Consider the following 18,467-nt stretch of genomic DNA (forward strand, 5'->3'; position numbering starts at 1 on the left):
CGGATCATGGGGTGAAGTATGAGGGTCAAGCGCCCGCCCGGGCCTCTTCCTGTTCGGCCCATTGGGCGGCAGCGCCACGGGCCAGGTCTCGCACGCGGGCGATATAGGCCTGACGCTCGGTCGGGCTGATGGCGCCGCGCGCGTCGATCAGGTTGAAGGTGTGGGAGGCTTTGAGGGCGTAGTCATAGGCTGGCAGCGGCTTGCCGGCTTCGCGCAGCGCGTTGGACTGGTTTTCGCAATCGGCAAACCAGCGCTTCAGCATCTCGACATCGGAATGTTCGAAATTGAAGGCCGATTGCTGTTTCTCGTTTTCAAGGAACACATCGCCATAGGTCAGCGGCACGTCGCTGCCCGGATCGTTGAATGGCAAATCGTAGACATTGTCGACGCCGAACACATACATGGCGAGGCGTTCGAGACCATAGGTCAGCTCGCCGGACACCGGGAATACATCCAGGCCGCCAACTTGCTGGAAATAAGTGTACTGGCTGACTTCCATCCCGTCGCACCAGACTTCCCAGCCAAGGCCCCATGCGCCAACGGTAGGGTTCTCCCAATCGTCTTCCACGAAGCGAATGTCGTGAACGGTCGGGTCGATGCCGATCTCATAGAGGCTCTCAAGGTAGAGGTCCTGCAAATTGGCCGGGTTCGGTTTCAGGATCACCTGATACTGATAATAGTGGCCAAGACGGTTCGGGTTTTCGCCATAGCGCGCATCTTTCGGGCGGCGGGACGGCTGCACATAGGCGGCGCGCCATTCCTTTGGGCCAAGCGCGCGAAGCACGGTAGCCGGGTGAAGCGTGCCGGCGCCGACTTCCATGTCATAGGGCTGAAGGATCGCGCAGCCCTGCTTGGCCCAGTAATTCTGCAGCCTCAGAATGATGTCCTGAAAGGATTTTGGTTTGGATTTCGCTTCGGGTGCGGTCATGGCTCTGATCCGGAAAGATGGTTCCGTGCGGGGTTACAGCTGGCCGCGGAGTGACGCAAGCGCGGCAATGCGATCAGAACATACCGCAGGATTCCTGATGATCATTTGATCCGGTGTCGCGCCCGGTCACAGCCTTGTAAAAACCGGCATGGCCCAGGGCGGCAACAATGACGCCACAGATCAGAAAGGCCCAGAACAAGAGACCGAACATGGCCACCTCCTTTACAAGCGCCCTACCCTCAGAGGCTTAAGGATACGCGCAAACGGCCATGGGCCCAAGACAATTCGCTACCAGGCGATTGGCAGACCGCGCCGAATATCGTCCAACGCCTTACTTGCAGTGCCATCTTCCTGGTGCGTGACCAGCGGTGCAAGCAGCCTGACCGGTCCGCGCTTGAGGCCCTTTCGGCCCCGCACAAGCACGCGCCTTGCCTCCTCACCGTGCTTGGATGCAACGGGCAGAACCGTAATGTCGCCGGTCTGACGCTCAAAAACCGACAGGATGCGCGCCAGCTCAGCCGCGCGGTGGATCATGACCAGAGGTGCACGCGGCTTCGCGGCAAAGGCCATCGCCTTGATCCAGCTCTCCAGGCTGAGCGATTCCAGATAGGCGGCCTGTTTGCCCTCGCCCGGCGCGGTGATGCGTCCCGGCTGGAAATAGGGAGGATTGGAGAAGACAAGCTCAAAACGGTTTTCCTTGCCCCGCACCCAGAGGCCGGCATCGCCCGTTTCGACGCTTACGCGGTTTGTAAAACTGTTGGCCTCAGCCGCCAGTCTGGCGAGAGAGGCCATGCCGTCATCAATATCTATTCCGGTGAAGCTTACCCCCGGCATACGGAAAGCGGCCGTCATCAGCGCGCCGCCACAGCCACAGCCAATCTCCAGGGCGTGCCCTTTCGGCTTTTCCGGCAAGGCCGCGGCCAGCATCAGCGAATCGGTCCCCGCGCGGAACCCTTTCTCTGGCTGGAACAGCTTCACCCGCCCTTGATAGACTGTGTCTTGGGTAATGCCGCTCACTAGCCGCGCTCAACCTCTGCCAACGCGGCCTCGGCCTGAAGCTTCAGTTCTTCCGGCACCATCACCCGGCGCGGAAACGCCCCGATATTGCCTTCGATTGCCGAAATATGCTGGTCCGCGATGAAATATCGAATGCCGGCTTCCTGAAGCAGATGTTCAATATAGCTCAGCTTGACCAGGTCATTGGTCCGGAAAACCTCTTCCATTATTGCATCGCACTTCGAAGATTGATCTCGACCGAGCGGGCATCATAGGCATTCGGGCTATCCGGCTTTTCGCCAACGCCCGTTACAATTTCCAGCACTTCAGTAACTGTGCCGCCTGAACTGCCGCCGAGCGGAAGGCCGATCCCGACGCCTACGCCGACGCTGCTGCTACGGCCATAGGACCCTGTGCCGCCACCAATGGAGACAGAAGACCGGCTGCGCGGCTCCTGCGCCATATCAGTATAGCCGCTAACAATCTCGAACCAGTCACCGCCTTCAAGCAGGGTCAGCTCGGCAGCCCGCAGCAATGCATAGTCCCGCGCGCGCTGCGGATCGCTGTCAGTATAGGCGATCTGGAAGCGATTTTTCTCAATCTGTTGCGTTGTGTATCCATCCGCGCCCGTCTTGGCTGCAGGGCCATAAGGCGTGGTCGTCGTACATGCTGCCAATAGCAGGGCGGCGGACAGGCCAATCAGAATTCTCATACGTTTCACTCCCAAGGCTCATTTGCTTTAACTGTCGCACAGGCGAGGCTGTCCTGCCATAACAGATATAGGTCACCTGCGGCCCGCTGCCACGTCGAGCTTGAAGCCTGGCGCGCCTAAGTATATTTCCGGAAACACGGCATTCAGGACAGGAGCCTTCAAACGTGACCCTTTCGCCCAAGCCAAAAGGCAAAGCGGCCATCGGCTCCATCGTCGAGCGGATGCAAACGCTCGTGTCCGAAGACCTTACGGCTGTCGAGACGCTGCTGGCCCAACGGGCAGCAAGCCCGGTGGCCATCATTCCTGACCTGTCCGGTTATATCGTCTCTGCAGGCGGCAAGCGGTTGCGCCCGCTGATTACGCTGATCGCCGCCCATGCGGTGGGCAAGGCAAACCCGGCGACACATGCCCTGGCCGCTGCGGTGGAGTTCATCCACACAGCCACCCTTCTGCATGACGATGTCGTCGACGAAAGCGATCTGCGCCGCGGCAAGCCGGCCGCAAAAGCCATTTGGGGCAACAAGGCCTCCATTCTGGTGGGGGACTTCCTGTTCGCCCGCGCCTTCAATTTGCTGGTCGAGGCCAACAGCCTGGACATCCTGAACCGGCTGGCCACAGCCTCTACCATCATCGCCGAGGGTGAAGTCCGCCAGCTTGCCGCCATGCAGGCAGGCGACCTGCCCACCGAGGATTATCTGGCCATTGTCGAAGCCAAGACTGGCGCCCTGTTTGAAGCAGCGGCCGAAACCGGCGCGATGTCAGCGGGTGGCGACAAGTACGCGAATGCGTTGGCGACCTATGGCAAGAATCTCGGTCTCGCCTTCCAGATCATTGATGACGTGCTGGACTATGGCGGCACGACATCCGTTATCGGCAAGTCCGTCGGTGATGACTTCCGCGAATGCAAGATCACCCTGCCGGTGATCATCGCCAAGCGCCGGGGCTCTGATGAGGACCGGGAGTTCTGGGACAAGGCCATGAAACCGGAGACGCAGGAAGAATCAGATCTGGCGCATGCTGTTCATCTGATCCGCGCAACCGGTGCAGCCGAAGCCACGGTTCAGGAAGCCGAAGCCTATGCAGGCTTGGCAAAAAGCGCGCTGCGCACCCTGCCGGAAACCCCGTATCGCGAAGCACTGGTCGACCTTGCAGATTTCTGCGTCAGCCGCGCTTACTGATCCGCCGGGACCGCTCCCACAGCCAAAGCCCAGCCCCCAGCACGGCAAGCCCTGCCAGAGCGACACCCTGCATTACGGGTAGCTTGCCTGCGGGTTTGATGTCGAAGAAAAGTGCGGCGGTTGCCGCCACGATGCACAGCGCCGTCATGCCCCACCAGACCAGAGCCGCCGTGACATGTCCCCAGCCTCTGGCCTTCAGGCGCTGATAGGCATGGTCGGTATGGGCCACCAGCAGATTGCGGCCTTTCATTGTCCGCCATACCAGGGTCAGCAGCACATCGATCAGGAATGGCAGGCAGAGCGTCAGGGCAAACAAGACTGCACGCAGCCCATCCAGAGTGGCTGAAACGTAATACAGCGTCATCAGTCCGATCAGGCCGCCAGACCCGAGCGACCCGGTATCCCCGGCATAAAGTACGCCGCGCATGTTCCAGAACAGAAACCCGGTGACGGATCCGAAGAAAGCAAACTGCGCCAGCAAGCCCAGTCCGCCGACGGGGTCTGGTCCGCAGCCATTGTCGCACATCATCATGACCGCATAGAGCGGAAACAGGCCAATCACGATAAGGCCGGCAGAGCCGATTGCCAGACCATTTGAGCCATCCATGAAGTTCACGGCATTGGTAATCACCACCAGCCAGCCAATCGCAAAAAGTCCGATGACAAATCCCGCCAGCGTGCCGGACAGCAAAAACGGGCTCGCCCCCGCAATGGCCCAAGCCAGCAGAAGACAGAGCTTGGTCAGGGCGCGAAGACCAAGCCAGTCATCCGCAAATCCGATCAGAAAGGGCGTGATGACCAGGGCGAACACGCCCACGACCTTCCAGGGAGCCACGCTTGTCCCGTCAAACAGGCCAAGAGACACAGCGCCAATCGCCACGACGATAGAGAGACTCAAAAATATGCCGAGCCCGCCGGTCCGTGGAACTGGCGCAGCCTGCTGCTTGCGTCCGCCATCCGGCGCGTCGAGCAAGGGCAGATACTTCGCCAACCCGCACAGTAGAAAGGAGAGGACGGTGGCACCTGCGAATAGAGACAGCGCATTGTTCATCGCCCGTCCCCCAGCATGGTCGCCCGCACCCACCAGTCCGGCTGGCTCTGCTGCAGCCAGGTTTCCGCCCGCCGGGCGACATCCTCTGTCTCGAACAGGGCAAAGCATGTCGCGCCCGATCCGCTCATGCGCACGAGACGCGCGCCTTCAAGGCCGGAAAGCGTTTCCAGAACGTCCGCTATGGCGGGCACATTTGAAATGGCTGACGCCTGAAGGTCATTTCTTTGATGCTGAAGCCAGTCGATAAGGCCTGGCGCATCCGCAAACTCTGGCAGGCTTGAGATTTCCTGAAAGCCGGCACCACCGCCCGCCTCATCATAGGCCCTGAAAATCGGCCCGGTGGGGCAGTCCAGCCCCGGGTTTACCAGGATGGCGGGCAATTTCGGCAAACCGCTGACAGGTCTGACCCGTTCACCTTCGCCTTGCATCAGCGCGGTGCACCCAATCAGCGCGACCGGTACATCCCCGCCCAGACGCGGTGCAATTTCCTGCACCAGAGCGGCATCGACTTGCCACAGCTCCGTCAGCAGGCGCAGCGCAGCGCCAGCGTCTGCTGACCCGCCGCCAATTCCTGCAGCGACAGGCAGATGTTTTTCCAGATTAAGGCGCGCACCATGTTGCGTTCCGCCTGCTGCATTCAGCGCTTCGGCGGCCCGAAGAACCAGATTTCTGGCGTCAGCCTCAAGCTCCTCGCCGCGCGGACCGGATACGATAAGAGACAGGTCTTCAGCCGCCTCCGCCGTCACAAGATCAGCCGCTTCCGAGCCTGCAAAGACAACCAGAGAATCCAAAGGGTGCCGCCCATTCGGTTGAACGGGACCAACATGCAAATAGAGGTTCACCTTGGCGGGCGCGCGCGATGTCAGCATGCCGTGATGACCGCCTCTATGGCTGTTGTGGGATCGGCAAGCCATTGCTGCCGGATTCTGCACGCTGGATGGCGGGCATTTCAGGCCCGCTGACCAGCTTCACTTCGATCCGCTCTCGATCCGAAACGGACGGATCAAGACTCAGCGAGCGTTGCCACTGGAAACGCGCCTCCAGCTTGCGGCCCGTCTGCCAATAGGCGTCCCCCAAATGATCGTTCAGCACGGCATCACCGGGTTCCAACTCAACAGCACGCTCAAGATAGCGCACCGCCATCTCATAGCGGCCCAAACGATAGTGCGCCCAGCCGAGGCTATCCAGGATGAATCCGGAATCAGGTTCAATCTCGGCAGCCTTGCGGATCATGTCGATCGCCGCGTCAAGATTCCTGCCACGGTCGACATAGGCATAGCCCAATGAATTCAGCAGGGAGGCATCGTTCGGGTTGATCGCCAGCGCCTCGGTCATGTCCATCTCGGCTTCCGGCCAGCGGCCCATTTCCTCTCTCGCCAAGCCTCTTGCAAACAGCAAACGCCAGTCCTGCCGGCCAGCCTTGGCATCTTCTTCAATGATCTGAGTGAGGATGCTGTCTGCCTCGCCATAGCGGTCCAGCGAGCGGTAAAGATCTGCCAGTTGCACCTTCAGGGCGCGGTCTGGCTCATGCTGCAGGGCTTCAGCCGCCACAGACAGTGCTGCCTGATTGCGTCCGCTATGGCGCAGGGCCCAGGCGATCTGGCCACGCGATGTTGCATAGAAAGCCGACTTTTCAGGCACCCTGGCCAAGACGGCAATCGCCTCTTCATGGCGGCCGGCATTGTCCAGCGTCTGTCCCCAGAGAGAGCGGGCGACATGCAAATCGGGGTCGAGCGCCAGGGCCAGTACGAAATAGACCGCCGAGACATCATCCTCGGTCTGCGTCATCAGCGCTGCCGCCGGGATGTAGATGGCCAGCGCGGCCCCCTGCGACGGCTTCAAGCGTCTGATCTTGATTGTATCGCCCACCTCAATGGCAGTTTGCAGCCGGTCGAGCGAAGCATTCGTGCCCACTTCAGAGCGAAAAGTGCTGAGCAGACCGAGCGCCTCGGCCCTACGCCCCCGATTGGCCAGCAAGCGGGCATGCGCCTCCACCCCAACCGCCAGTCGGGCGCCGGATTGCCAAAGCGTGTCAAAGGTTGCGAGTGCGGCGTCATCCTGCCCGGCAGACAATTGCACCAGCCCCATCATGTAAAGCGTTGCGCTATCCAGCCTCGGATCACCGGTCAGACCGTCATTGAGATAGCGGACTGCCGCGGCAGGCCCCTTCGTATCCACGACACGCCAGGCAGAGAGCCCCCGCGCAACAACGCGGTTGAAGGGCCCGAAGCGGGTTTCATCCAGCATTTCCTGTGCGGTCGAATCCTTGCCTCTGCGCATGGCATCAACACCAAGGGTCAGCCGGACAAGCGCGGCGTCACTGCCAAGTTCATCGGCGCGTCGGGCCAGCTTTACGCCTTCATCATAATTGCCTGACAGCAGCGACGCGAACAGCGCCCGGTCCGCAATGCCGGACTTTTCCGGTGCGCTATCAATGGCGGCGGCATAGTGCGCCGCAGCAATCTGTGGATCATTCGTCATGGCCGCATAGCGGGCAATCAGGAAGTCACTATAGGCTTTGGCATTATCCGGCCTGCCGGACTGGATCAGATGGCGATCCAGTACGCTTAAGCCCTCAGGCGCGCTCGCACAGGAACTCGCCAGCGCCAGGCAGACCGGAAAAATCAGGAAACGTAATGACATCATCAGGTCCAGCTTCTCAGCAACCGGCTGCTACGGCAAGGGAATTCAAAGGGCTCACCCCTGCCCTGCCAGCAGGACATCCTGCTTGTCAAAGAACCGGTCTATGCCCCGCTTGACCGCCGTCATGCTCTTGTCCATCGCCTTGTCAGACTGCAGCCGTTTGACATCTTCGCGATTGGTAACAAACCCCATTTCCAGCAGAACGGCTGGCACATCCGGCGCGAGCAGGACATAGAAACCGGCATTGCGGTGTGTATTGCGCAGAACGGGACCGGACTTCTCCAACTCCGGCAACAGCATCTCGGCAAACTCGGCTGAGCGCGTCTTGGTTTCCCGCTTCACGAGATCTTTCAGAATTCCACTCAACTGCTCGGGAGCACCATCCTCAATCGGGATGCGCCAATTGTTCTTGTTGGCTTCCTTGTCGATGCGGCGCTCTCCATTGGCCGAGATCGTATAGACAGAAGCCCCAGATGTTTTGGGGGACATGGCTGCGTCAGCATGAAGAGAAATGAACAGGTCAGCGCCCCAGTCGCGCGCCATGGTCACACGGTCTTCATGCTCGATATAGATATCTGTGTCGCGTGTCAGTCGTACGGAGTAGCGCGGATCATTCTCCAGACGCTTCTTGAGCGCCAGTGCCGCTCGAAGGGTGATGTCTTTCTCCTTGCCGCCTGTGATAGCAAGGGCCCCCGGATCTTTCCCGCCATGGCCCGCATCAATCACGACGACATATTTCTGGCCTGAGGCACGCTTGGACCGAACAACCGGCGCATCCGGACGCAGAGAGGCCATTTCGAGGTTCATGGCCGCCTTCTGCTCCTCAGCACGCAGCGCGCCGAGCTTGCGCATGTCACGCTTGGCGACACTGCTGAAGCGCGCGGCCGAAACGGTCTGCAAATCGATGATCACCCGGTAAAGCGGCTCATTTCCCGCAGGGGGCAGGCTGAGCACACGCGCCACCATCAGCGGCTTGTCGAGGGCAAAGCTGAGCGTGTCATCGGACAGTGCCCAAGTCTCCACACCGCCCATACCATCGCCAGACCGGGGGGCAATCACGCCAGTCAGAGGCAGGATCAAGCTGCGCGCACCATCAGATTCCGCAAGAAATGCCCGGGCATCCTGGGCTGTATCGCTCCATATGGTTATCCGTGTGGGCTCTCCATTGCCCACAACCTGCACACGGCGCACCTCTGCAGAGGCGGCCAATCCCGTGCAGAGACAGGCGATCCAAAGGAAAATCAAACGCAAACAGGGCATCAGGCGATCACTCAAACCGGATTGAAGTGACTTCCTAACAGACCGAATATTAACCCAGCATTGACTACAGGAAACGTAATACAGCTGTCACTGCTCCCATTTTGGTCTTTTCTTGAGAGACAAAATTGGGCAGTATCAGACGGTAGCCGACAGATTGGCCTACCAAACAAGTTTCCCATAGTCGCGACAGCGATCCTGGCTTCACCGAAAAGGCAAGCGGGCGCCGCGCTCCGGAAAGCAAAGAAGATGTATACGGGTGCCGTAGTCAAAACCAACGAACCTGAGCTGCCATTGCTGCAGTCGGGCCGGTATGACGCCACCCTCCCCTTAAATTTACAGACCGGCCCTGAGGCTGGCTTGAGGTGCTCAAAGGCACCCTATGCCGCCCTGCCGGCTCAAAAGGTTCTCATACATGAGCAAACTCATGCTAATCGACGCCGCCCACCCGGAAGAGACCCGTGTGGCGATCGTCAACAATGGTCAGGTCGACGACTTCGACTTCGAAACAACTGGTAACGAACAACTCCGCGGAAACATCTACCTGGCAAAGGTGACGCGCGTTGAGCCGTCCCTTCAGGCGGCCTTCGTTGAGTATGGCGGCAATCGCCATGGCTTCCTTGCCTTCAGCGAAATCCACCCGGATTATTACCAGCTTCCCGCCGAAGACCGCGAAGCCCTGCTCCGCGAGGCCGCAGAGGAAGCCGCCGCTGCCATCGAAGACGATGACGAAGATGATGATGACGACACCGCCGAGAATGGGGATGACGAGGCAGACGACGCCTCTGCATCAGATGATTCCGACAGCGATGATGACAGCGACGAGGCGGATGAAAACGGCGAAGCCAAGCCTGAAAAGGCGCGCAAGCCCAAGAAATCCAGCCGCACCTCTATCTCCAAGCGCTACAAGATCCAGGAAGTCATCCGCCGCCGTCAGGTGATGCTGGTGCAGGTCGTGAAGGAAGAGCGCGGCAACAAGGGCGCCGCCCTGACCACCTATCTCTCTCTGGCTGGACGGTACTCCGTGCTGATGCCGAACACGCCGCGCGGCGGAGGCATCTCCCGCAAGATCGTGAATGGCGCAGACCGTCGCCGGCTCAAATCCATCGTTTCCGAACTGGACGTGCCGGACGGCATGGGTCTTATCGTGCGGACGGCTGGCGCAAAGCGCACCAAGGCCGAGATCAAGCGCGACTATGATTACCTCTCAAAACTCTGGGAAACCATTGTCGAGAAGACGCTGTCTTCCGAAGCCCCGATGTTGATTAATGCCGAAGGCGGGCTGGTCCATCGTGCGATGCGGGACATGTTCGACAAGGAGATCGAGGAAGTCCTTGTCCAGGGCGAGGACGCCTATCGCGAGGCAAAGGATCTGGCCAAGCTGATCATGCCGAGCCAGGCCAAGAAGGTTCAGCACTGGAAGGATGAAGACCCGCTCTTCGTTGCCGAAGCAGTCGAGCAGCAGCTTGATTCCATCTACTCTCCGGTCGTTCAGTTGAAATCCGGTGGCTATCTGGTGATCAACCAGACCGAAGCGCTGGTCGCAATTGACGTGAACTCCGGTAAATCCACGCGCGAACGCAACATTGAGCAGACCGCCGTGCGCACCAATCTGGAAGCGGCCGAAGAGGCCTGCCGCCAGATGCGTCTACGGGATCTGGCCGGCCTCATCGTGATCGACTTCATCGACATGGATGAGAACAAGAACAACCGCGCCGTCGAGAAGAAGCTGAAAGAGCACCTCAAGGTCGATCGCGCGCGCGTTCAGCATGGCCGCATTTCCCAGTTCGGCCTGATGGAAATCTCGCGCCAGCGCCGCCGCCAGGGCGTGCTGCAGGCAACATCTGATCCGTGCGAGGCCTGTAACGGCACCGGGCGCCGCCGCTCCATCCCGTCTGCTGCGCTGCAGCTGATCCGGGCGATTGAGGCGCGCGCCTCCATGGGCGGCCTCAAGGCGATCTCTGTGAAGGCGCCGACAGATGTCGCGCTGTACCTGTTGAATAACAAGCGGGAAGCGCTGGTGGAAGTTGAGCGCATGGCCGGCTTTGCCGTCTCCATCCATTCTTCCGAAGACATGCTGCCGGGCGATTTTGTGATCGACGCAGAGCGCGACCCGAACGGCAAGCCGAAAAAACGCAAACCCCCGCGCTCTCTCGCCAAGCCTTCCAAGCAGGAAGTGATTGAAGACGAGGCAGACGAGGACGAAGACGACACCACTGCCGACTCCTCCGAACAGGAAGAGGAAAACACGGGCGGCCGCCGCAAGCGCCGTCGCCGGCGTGGCGGACGTGGCCGCAAATCCGAAACGGCCGAGACAAATGACGACCAGTCCTCAGACGACAATGAGGACGATGACAGCGATGACGACGAGGCGGAAAACTCTTCGGAAAGCGACACAAACGAGGATGGTTCGCCTCGCAAGCGCCGCCGCCGAGGCCGTCGCGGAGGCCGTCGGCGGCGCAAGTCCAACGAAAACCGCATCGACACAGGCGACGAAGCCCCCACAGATGGCGGCGCCTATCTGGACGGCCTGTCTGCGAGTGCTGCGGAAATGCTCGACGCTGTTCCGGCGAGCGAAGTAAAAGCCGCTGAAGAGGCTGAAGCCGCCAAGACCGCTGAAGCTGAACGGGCCGCCGCCAAAGCAGAGGCAGACGCTGCCAAGGCTGAGGCGAAAGCCGCTGAGAACAGCGACACCAAGACCGAGACGGCGGACGAAACCAAGTCTGACGAAAAATCGCCAGAGGAAAAACCGAAGCGCGCGCGCCGCTCTCGCAAAAAGCCCGCCAAGGCTGAGGCAGACGAGGCCCCGGCCGCTGCAGAGGAAACGCCTGCCAAGGAAGAAAAGGCCCAAGAGCAGATTTCTGAAAAGACGGAACCTGCGGCTGAGCCGGTTGAAGCGCCTGTTGCGGAGAAGTCAGAACCTGCTCCCGCGCCGGAAGCTGAAGCCAAACCTGAGCCAGAGCCTGTAGCAACGACCGAAAAGGTCGACGCAGAGCCCGCCCTGGCCGAGGCCGCTGAAACCAAACCCGCGGAGAGCGCCGAACCTGCGAAAAAGGATACGCGTCCCAAACGCACCGGCTGGTGGGCCCGCGCCAAGCGCGACTAGGGCCTCCCGGCACACCAGAAACAAAAAGGCCGGAGCAATTTTGCTCCGGCCTTTTTCATCTTATATAAAAGGCACCTATCACTCCGATGCCTCACCTGCAGGAAACTGTTGAAGGTCCATCTGGTAAACGTCTGGAAGATAGGGGCCTGCAGGAATGCCCTGCCCAGCCGTTCCAGCTGCGAGCGCGTTCGCCTGCCGTGCCAGTGGCATGTAATTCGGCGCTCCTTTTTCGATGGCAGCTATGATCGCTTGGGCGATCAGATCTGCCAAAGGATTTCCAGAACTACTTGCTTGCGGAGAATAAGATAATTGCTGGGTATGAGCCCACAGGCTCTCTCCTGACTTGCAGCTTCGAAGCTCATATTTAAAAGTAACATTGGTAGACGTGGCAATCACAACATACTGAGATTCCCAACGCTCAATGGTCAGATACAGAGCCGTGTCGCACCCAAAAATAGGAGCCAGGCGCCTAGTATCTGCCGAGTAAAGAAGTGCCGGGTCAGACATCCCCTCGTCTTCAAGAAGAGACTTCACCATATTTGCAGGAAAGACGTAATATCCACGCTGAGCGAAGGGCTGTGAGACTGTAGACAGGAAAAATTCTGGGGCTTCTACAGCGCCAGAATTGTTGAGGACAGGTAAAACAAGAATCGACTTCGGGTTTTCAGCACGAAAATCAGAGTAGTCCTTGGGCTGAGGACCAGCTGCCACACAACCTGCCAAAACAGTAGAGAGCGCGACAAGCGATGCCACACACTTAAGCGAACCGATTTTATATAGAAAACTCATCAGACATCAGCCCCTTCTGCTGAACGCATCCCATCTATTGCATTCTCCGAAACCTTGACATCGTTCGATTCAGTCTCTTCTTCCTCTATAACGCCTTCACTTTCCTGACGAGTTAAGCGAGTTACAACTCCTGACATGAACACTTCAGATTCAGGGAAGGCTTGTGCTTCCTTGCGAAACAAATCAACTGCCCCTGCTTGGTCACCTTGACTCAACTTCAGATATCCTAGTTCGGCATACATACCCGGTGCCAAACGGTCTGTTTCTTCACCTTTTTCAATAGCCTTCTGCAGAGCCGCTTCGAATTTATCCGCCATTTCCGGCTTCTTGTAGTACGCATATAGAGCAGGCTCGTAACTCCCGTACTCAAAGCGCGGTGCTGCCACACATCCAGCAAGCACAGCCGAAGTCGCGCACAATAACAAAATATTTTTCTTAATCATTTTCCTGCCTTAGCGAATAATCTTCAGTGCACTGTCACGATCAACATAGATTTTCTTGTCATAAAGAAGCATCGATCCATCAGTAATTTGAACGGTATGGCTACCGGGGCTTACACTCAACGTTCGCTCTTTTCCGTCGAAATCCGCAACAGCTCCCATTGGCACTCCATCAAGGATAATTTGCGCGTTTTCAGGGAACGCTTCAAAATACACGGCGCCTGAACTTCCTCCTTGTACGATATTTTTTGTAGGATAAGCACACCCAGAAAAGGTCGTCAGACAAATCAGAGCGCCGCCAGACACAATTATATATTTCAATGACATTACTTCGCCTCCCGCACAACGAGTGGCTCAGATGCATCTTGCAGGTTTCCAGAAACAATTTTCGCAATCGCTCCTTCAGAATATTCAGTTTCACCAAAGAAAGAGACAACTTCAATTTCGGCAACGGTTTCGCCTGGCAGTGTAATTGGTAGTCCGGACTGTCCGCTCGTAAGCGTTTCGCCCAAGGTTTCGACCCTGAATCTATCGCCTTTGTTCAAACCTTGCCGCTCGCCACCGCTGATGAAAACACGATCACCTTCGATCTTCAGAATATCTGTGCTCCAGGGGCGATCTTCCAGATTGCCGATAATTTCTGACACCAGATTGGAAACGGCTGCAGAGATTGCCTCATCGTTTAAAGAAGCATCGTAAGCAGCCCGCGAGCCAAATCCCGCAACCTCTCCCGACTCTGTAGATACTTCCCCGCGGCCTGCCGCGCTGAAGAATGCCAATGCCGTTCTTGGATCAACCAGCCGCGCCTCAACTGCAGCCTCGACGGTCTGCTTTTTTGTTGAACTTAAAAAGCCTACTTGCCCTTCCGTCTTCCGACCGAACTCGGTGACAGAGCCGACTATAACTGCATCAACGCCGACAAGGTCGATACCTCTGCTGTCCCCGACCAGAGACTTCTCAAATGCAAGACCATCAAGATTATCCCTCTCGAAAACTAAGAAGCCTTCAGTTTCGACCAAACGCTTGACAAGCATATCCCGCGCTTGATCCGCGAGTGGATCATTCTCCCCGTCGTAGAGAAGGCCTTTACCGTAGCGCGTGCTATTCGAAAAACGAACAACCGCAATTTTGCGCTTCAGCGTAGGTTTCGAGACAACCGGAACGGATTGGAGCGCGACAGATTCTGTCGCAGGTCCAGAAACACGCTCCGGCGGGTTCTGAACCGTAGCGCAAGCCGTTAGTGCCACGCCCCCCACGACCGCAAGCAATAAGTTTCTCAATGTGTTTCTCCCCGATAGCCCCTATGGATACTAAGATCAGATAGCACAGCATTCCCGCTTTGATTGCCATGGTCAAGAATTAAAAAGGCCGATCGCGAAATAGTCGCAATCGGCCACAAGTATTCCACTAAGCACCTGAAATACAGAAATACGTATTCTTACGCAGCCACTTTCTCTGCTTTTCCGGCAGGGGGGAAGCGGTCATAGAAGCCTTCGCCTTTCTCTGCCATTTCGCGGAGAAGCGCTGGCGGCTCGAAGCGTTCGCCATACTTCTTGGCGAGACGGTCTGCTTCGGCGACAAACTCCTTGATGCCCCAGATGAGGTCCACATAGGAACAGCAGCCGCCCGTGTACGGGGCAAAGCCCCAGGCAAGGATAGAGCCGATGTCTGCGTCGCGTGCATCGGTGATGACGCCCTCGTCAAAGCAGCGAGCCACTTCGATGGCCTGACGTACCAGGAAGCGGTTCTTCAGCTCCTGCTTCAGTTCCGGCGGACATTCATCCACTTTTACTTCAAGCTGGGTGTTCAGGTCAGGCCAGAGCTGGTCCGGACGGCCCTTCTCATTGTAATCGTAGAAGCCTTTGCCAGCCTTGCGGCCAACGCGGCCCTGGTCTTCGACCAGCCAGGCCAGGAACTGAGTGCGGTCATCCGTCTGCAGATCGACACCTGCCGCTTCAGCGGTCGCCCGCGTGACTTTCAGAGCCGTATCAAGACCGACCGAGTCAGACACTTCGAGCGGGCCCATCGGCATGCCGGACTGACGGCCAACATTCTCGATGATGGCCGGCTTGATGCCTTCCGCCAGCATTTCCATGCCTTCACGAGTATAGGTGCCGAAGCAGCGGGAGGTATAGAAGCCACGGCTGTCATTGACAGCAATCGGCGTCTTGCGAATGGCCAGCACATAGTCGACCGCCTTGGCGAGCGTCTCTTCGCTGGTCTTCTCACCACTGATGATTTCCACCAACCCCATCCGCTCAACCGGGGAGAAGAAGTGAATGCCAATGAAATTCTCAGGGCGCTTGGAGGCTTTCGCCAGCCCCGTGATCGGCAGCGTGGAGGTGTTGGAACCGAACACCCCTGTCTCGTCCAGAACGGCCTCGGCCATCCCGGTGATCTTGGCCTTCAGCTCTTCATTCTCGAACACAGCCTCGATGACCAGGTCAGCACCTTTGACATCATCATAATTGTCCGTGGTCGTGATCAGATCGAGCAGCTTGTTGCCCTTCTCCTGAGTGGACTTGCCACGGGAGACATCCTTTTCGACGAGACGGCGGGAGTAATCCTTACCCTTCTCTGCATTCTCCTTGGAGACATCAACCAGCACGGTCGGGATACCGGCCTTTGCCTGAACATAGGCAATGCCTGCGCCCATGAGACCTGCACCGATGACGGCGATCTTTTTGAACTCCGTCTTCGGATAACCTGCCGGGCGGTTGCCGCCTTTGGAGAGTTCCTGCATCGACAGGAAGAGAGAGCGGATCATGGCTTTCGCTTCAGGGCGCTGCTGTGTGTTGATGAAGTAACGTGTCTCGATCCGCAGGGCGGCATCGATCGGCACCTGGATACCCTCATAGACACAGGACAGAATATTCTTTTGGGCCGGATAATTGCCATAGGTCTTGGCAGCCAGCATGGCATTCGCCATGGTCTGGACCTGACCGGCGCCAGGGCTTCTGTGGGGTACGCCGCCAGGAACCTTGAAGCCTTTGACATCCCAAGGCGCCTTCGCCGTCGGGTTTGCTTTGACCCAGGCCTTGGCCTTGTCGACCGTCTCGGAAGACGGTGCGAGTTCTTGCACCACTCCCATGGAGAGTGCTTTCTCGGCATTGAAGCTTTGGCCCTGAAGGATCAGGGGCAGAGCGGCCTGCACGCCGACGAGACGCGGCAGACGCTGTGTGCCACCGGCACCCGGCAGGAGACCGATCTTGGCTTCCGGCAGCCCGAATTGCAGCTTCGGATTGTCGTTCGCGGCAACGCGGTAATGGCACGCAAGCGCCACTTCCAGACCACCGCCAAGCGCAAGGCCGTTCAGTGCAATCGCCACTGGCTTTCCGCAGGTTTCCAGCTTGCGCAGGGTACCGTTCAGAGCAAAGCCCTGATCGAATTGCTGCTTCTTGAGCTCCGCTTCGGAGAGGTCTTTCTTCTCACCGCTGCCAGCGCGGTCGCCCATTTCGCCCAAGTCCGCCCCGGCGCAGAAGCCGCTCGGCTTGCCGGATGAGATGACCAGGCCCTTGATGGCATCATTGGAGGCGACTTCCTGGGAGATCGCGATGATGTCTGCGATAGCTTTCGCTGTCAGCGTGTTCATGCTGCGGCCGGGCACGTCAAAGACTGCGTGCGCAATGCCGTCACCATCGACGTCCCAACCGAATGTTTCGAGTTCCATATCGTGTATTCCGTTCGTCTGTATCTTGATTAAACGCGTTCGATGATCGTGGCGGTGCCCATACCGGCGCCGACGCACAGCGTGATCAGAGCGGTTTCCTTGCCCGAGCGCTCAAGCTCGTCGACCATCGTGCCGAGGATCATGCCGCCGGTTGCGCCGAGCGGGTGACCCATGGCGATCGCGCCGCCATTCACATTCATCTTGTCATGCGGGATGTTGAGGTTCTGCATCATCAGAAGTACGACCGAAGCGAAGGCTTCGTTCAGTTCATAAAGATCGATGTCTTCCGGGTTCATGCCAGCTTTCTTCAGAACCTTTTGCGACACATAGGTCGGGCCGGTCAGCATGATGCCCGGCTCGGAGCCGATGGATGCCATAGCCTTGATGCGTGCGCGCGGTTTGAGGCCAAACTTCTCGCCCATCTCCTTGGACCCGAAGAGGACAGCAGACGCGCCATCCACGATGCCGGACGAGTTGCCCGCATGGTGGACGTGATTGATCTTCTCGACTTCCGGATAGCGCTGCTTGATGACTTCATCAAAGCCCATTGCGCCCATGCCGGCAAAAGACGGGTTGAGGCCAGCAAGAGACTGCATGTCAGCGTCGGGGCGCATATGTTCGTCATGATCGAGACGGATGCCGCCCATCTGATCCTTGACCGGAACAATGGATTTGGCAAAGCGGCCTTCTTTCCATGCCGCCGCGGCGCGCTTCTGGCTTTCAACCGCGAAGGCGTCAACATCATCGCGGGAGAAGCCGTATTTGGTGGCAATCGTGTCAGCACCGATCCCCTGCGGCGCAAAATAGGTCTTCAGGGCAACCTGCGGATCCGTAGACCAGGCACCCCCGGAAGCGCCCATCGGCACGCGGCTCATACTTTCGACACCGCCGCCGATGGCCATATCGGCTTCGCCGGTCATGACCTTGGAAGCGGCCATGTTGCAGGCTTCCAGGCCAGAGGCGCAGAAGCGATCCACCTGCACACCAGCCGTGGTTTCTGCGTACTCCGCATTGAGAACGGCGACGCGGGCAATGTCTGCGCCCTGCTCGCCCACCGGGCTGACACATCCAAGTACGACATCGTCCACATTGGAGGTGTCGATCTCGTTCCGGTCACGGATCGCTTGCAGAACCTGGGTTGCCAGGCTGAGCGATGTGATTTCGTGAAGCGCGCCGGAGGATTTGCCCTTGCCGCGGGGCGTGCGCACCGCGTCATAGATATATGCTTCAGTCATTGGAGAGGCTCCTTCTAGAACTGGTAATCATTTGGCCGGTTTCAGCACCGGATTTAGGGTCAAACTCGCGGAAGAGCGGGCAGCTTCCTTGCCGCGGGAATCATAAAGCTCTGCTTCAGCAAACAGCATGGCGCGGCCCACATTTCGAAGGCGCGCAACAACTTCAATAGCGCCCTTGCGAACCGGGCGCAGGAAGTGCGTGTGCAGATCTACCGTCGAGGGCAGCTTGGACTTGCCAGCTTTCATGCCGGCCAACATGCCGATTGTATCATCCATCATGGCGACAAGATAGCCGCCCTGGATCACACCTGCGGGATTGCAGAATTCCGGCCTGCCTTCAAACCGCACCCGCGTTGTCAACTCCTTCATGTCCAGGGCCAACAACTCAAAGCCAAGAGACGTCGAGCTGGGGCTTGGCGTGGGAAAGACATCACGGATAAGATCTTTGTCAGGCATCGGAAC

At 58.4% G+C, this 18,467-nt stretch carries 18 protein-coding genes; 2 read left to right on the forward strand and 16 right to left on the reverse strand.

The genetic code is table 11. The features are described from left to right. Nucleotides 1–25: 25 nt before the first annotated feature. The 5 genes from HY29_RS07100 to HY29_RS07115 all read right to left on the reverse strand — a co-directional run bounded on the left by HY29_RS07100 (nt 26) and on the right by HY29_RS07115 (nt 2,636). A complete protein-coding gene (locus HY29_RS07100; RefSeq protein WP_034794740.1) occupies nt 26–928 on the reverse strand; it encodes a glycine--tRNA ligase subunit alpha in 903 nt (300 codons plus the stop codon). A 73-nt stretch (nt 929–1,001) separates the two neighbouring features. Then, entirely contained in the window at nt 1,002–1,139 is a 138-nt protein-coding gene (locus tag HY29_RS19170) for a hypothetical protein (protein WP_155838238.1), read from the reverse strand. A gap of 77 nt (nt 1,140–1,216) precedes the next feature. Continuing rightward, entirely contained in the window at nt 1,217–1,945 is a 729-nt protein-coding gene (locus tag HY29_RS07105) for a tRNA1(Val) (adenine(37)-N6)-methyltransferase (RefSeq protein WP_051601230.1), read from the reverse strand. Beyond that, a complete protein-coding gene (locus HY29_RS07110) occupies nt 1,945–2,151 on the reverse strand; it encodes a putative signal transducing protein (RefSeq protein WP_034794742.1) in 207 nt (68 codons plus the stop codon). The genes HY29_RS07105 and HY29_RS07110 overlap by 1 nt, the downstream gene beginning before the upstream one ends. Then, on the reverse strand, nt 2,151–2,636 hold the full coding sequence (locus tag HY29_RS07115; protein ID WP_051601231.1) for a CC0125/CC1285 family lipoprotein: 486 nt from the start codon (nt 2,634–2,636) through the stop codon (nt 2,151–2,153). Before HY29_RS07115 ends, HY29_RS07110 begins: the two co-directional genes overlap by 1 nt. Nucleotides 2,637–2,857: 221 nt before the next feature. On the opposite strand from HY29_RS07115, the gene HY29_RS07120 reads away from it, so the two are divergent. Next, the gene (locus HY29_RS07120; RefSeq protein WP_081811285.1) at nt 2,858–3,814 is read left to right on the forward strand and encodes a polyprenyl synthetase family protein; all 957 of its coding nucleotides are present in this window, start codon (nt 2,858–2,860) and stop codon (nt 3,812–3,814) included. Here the strand turns inward: HY29_RS07120 and HY29_RS07125 are convergent. From HY29_RS07125 to HY29_RS18350, 4 genes are read right to left on the reverse strand one after another with little or no spacing between them, the layout of a single operon-like run. Then, complete coding sequence (locus HY29_RS07125) at nt 3,798–4,865, reverse strand: MraY family glycosyltransferase (RefSeq protein ID WP_034794748.1); 1,068 nt, start codon at nt 4,863–4,865, stop codon at nt 3,798–3,800. The genes HY29_RS07120 and HY29_RS07125 overlap by 17 nt on opposite strands. After that, the gene (locus HY29_RS07130; RefSeq protein ID WP_034794750.1) at nt 4,862–5,734 is read right to left on the reverse strand and encodes a 4-(cytidine 5'-diphospho)-2-C-methyl-D-erythritol kinase; all 873 of its coding nucleotides are present in this window, start codon (nt 5,732–5,734) and stop codon (nt 4,862–4,864) included. Before HY29_RS07130 ends, HY29_RS07125 begins: the two co-directional genes overlap by 4 nt. 16 nt (nt 5,735–5,750) lie before the next feature. Further along, nucleotides 5,751–7,511, reverse strand: a complete 1,761-nt coding sequence (locus HY29_RS07135) for a tetratricopeptide repeat protein (RefSeq protein WP_034794754.1) — start codon at nt 7,509–7,511, stop codon at nt 5,751–5,753. Nucleotides 7,512–7,562: 51 nt separating this feature from the next. Next, complete coding sequence (locus HY29_RS18350) at nt 7,563–8,759, reverse strand: N-acetylmuramoyl-L-alanine amidase family protein (protein ID WP_162176684.1); 1,197 nt, start codon at nt 8,757–8,759, stop codon at nt 7,563–7,565. A 421-nt stretch (nt 8,760–9,180) separates the two neighbouring features. On the opposite strand from HY29_RS18350, the gene HY29_RS07145 reads away from it, so the two are divergent. Next, the gene (locus tag HY29_RS07145; protein ID WP_034794757.1) at nt 9,181–11,871 is read left to right on the forward strand and encodes an Rne/Rng family ribonuclease; all 2,691 of its coding nucleotides are present in this window, start codon (nt 9,181–9,183) and stop codon (nt 11,869–11,871) included. A gap of 78 nt (nt 11,872–11,949) precedes the next feature. Here HY29_RS07145 and HY29_RS07150 read toward each other — a convergent pair whose 3' ends face one another. The 7 genes from HY29_RS07150 to HY29_RS07180 form a co-directional block, all read right to left on the reverse strand. Next, on the reverse strand, nt 11,950–12,660 hold the full coding sequence (locus HY29_RS07150) for a DUF799 domain-containing protein (protein WP_034794761.1): 711 nt from the start codon (nt 12,658–12,660) through the stop codon (nt 11,950–11,952). After that, complete coding sequence (locus HY29_RS07155) at nt 12,660–13,103, reverse strand: DUF4810 domain-containing protein (RefSeq protein ID WP_051601233.1); 444 nt, start codon at nt 13,101–13,103, stop codon at nt 12,660–12,662. The genes HY29_RS07150 and HY29_RS07155 overlap by 1 nt, the downstream gene beginning before the upstream one ends. A 9-nt stretch (nt 13,104–13,112) precedes the next feature. Beyond that, nucleotides 13,113–13,427: a hypothetical protein gene (locus tag HY29_RS07160; RefSeq protein ID WP_034794764.1), complete on the reverse strand. Its 315-nt coding sequence runs from the start codon at nt 13,425–13,427 to the stop codon at nt 13,113–13,115. Continuing rightward, nucleotides 13,427–14,380, reverse strand: a complete 954-nt coding sequence (locus tag HY29_RS07165; RefSeq protein WP_034794767.1) for a CsgG/HfaB family protein — start codon at nt 14,378–14,380, stop codon at nt 13,427–13,429. Before HY29_RS07165 ends, HY29_RS07160 begins: the two co-directional genes overlap by 1 nt. 158 nt (nt 14,381–14,538) lie before the next feature. Then, entirely contained in the window at nt 14,539–16,770 is a 2,232-nt protein-coding gene (locus HY29_RS07170; protein ID WP_034794771.1) for a 3-hydroxyacyl-CoA dehydrogenase NAD-binding domain-containing protein, read from the reverse strand. A 29-nt stretch (nt 16,771–16,799) separates the two neighbouring features. Then, nucleotides 16,800–18,005 carry an acetyl-CoA C-acetyltransferase gene (locus HY29_RS07175; protein WP_034794774.1) on the reverse strand — a complete coding sequence of 402 codons (1,206 nt, stop codon included), beginning with the start codon at nt 18,003–18,005 and terminating at the stop codon, nt 16,800–16,802. A 27-nt stretch (nt 18,006–18,032) separates the two neighbouring features. Next, nucleotides 18,033–18,461: a PaaI family thioesterase gene (locus HY29_RS07180; protein ID WP_034794777.1), complete on the reverse strand. Its 429-nt coding sequence runs from the start codon at nt 18,459–18,461 to the stop codon at nt 18,033–18,035. Between the last annotated feature and the right edge of the window lie 6 nt (nt 18,462–18,467).

Source organism: Hyphomonas beringensis (assembly GCF_000682755.1).
GTDB classification, from domain to species: domain Bacteria; phylum Pseudomonadota; class Alphaproteobacteria; order Caulobacterales; family Hyphomonadaceae; genus Hyphomonas; species Hyphomonas beringensis.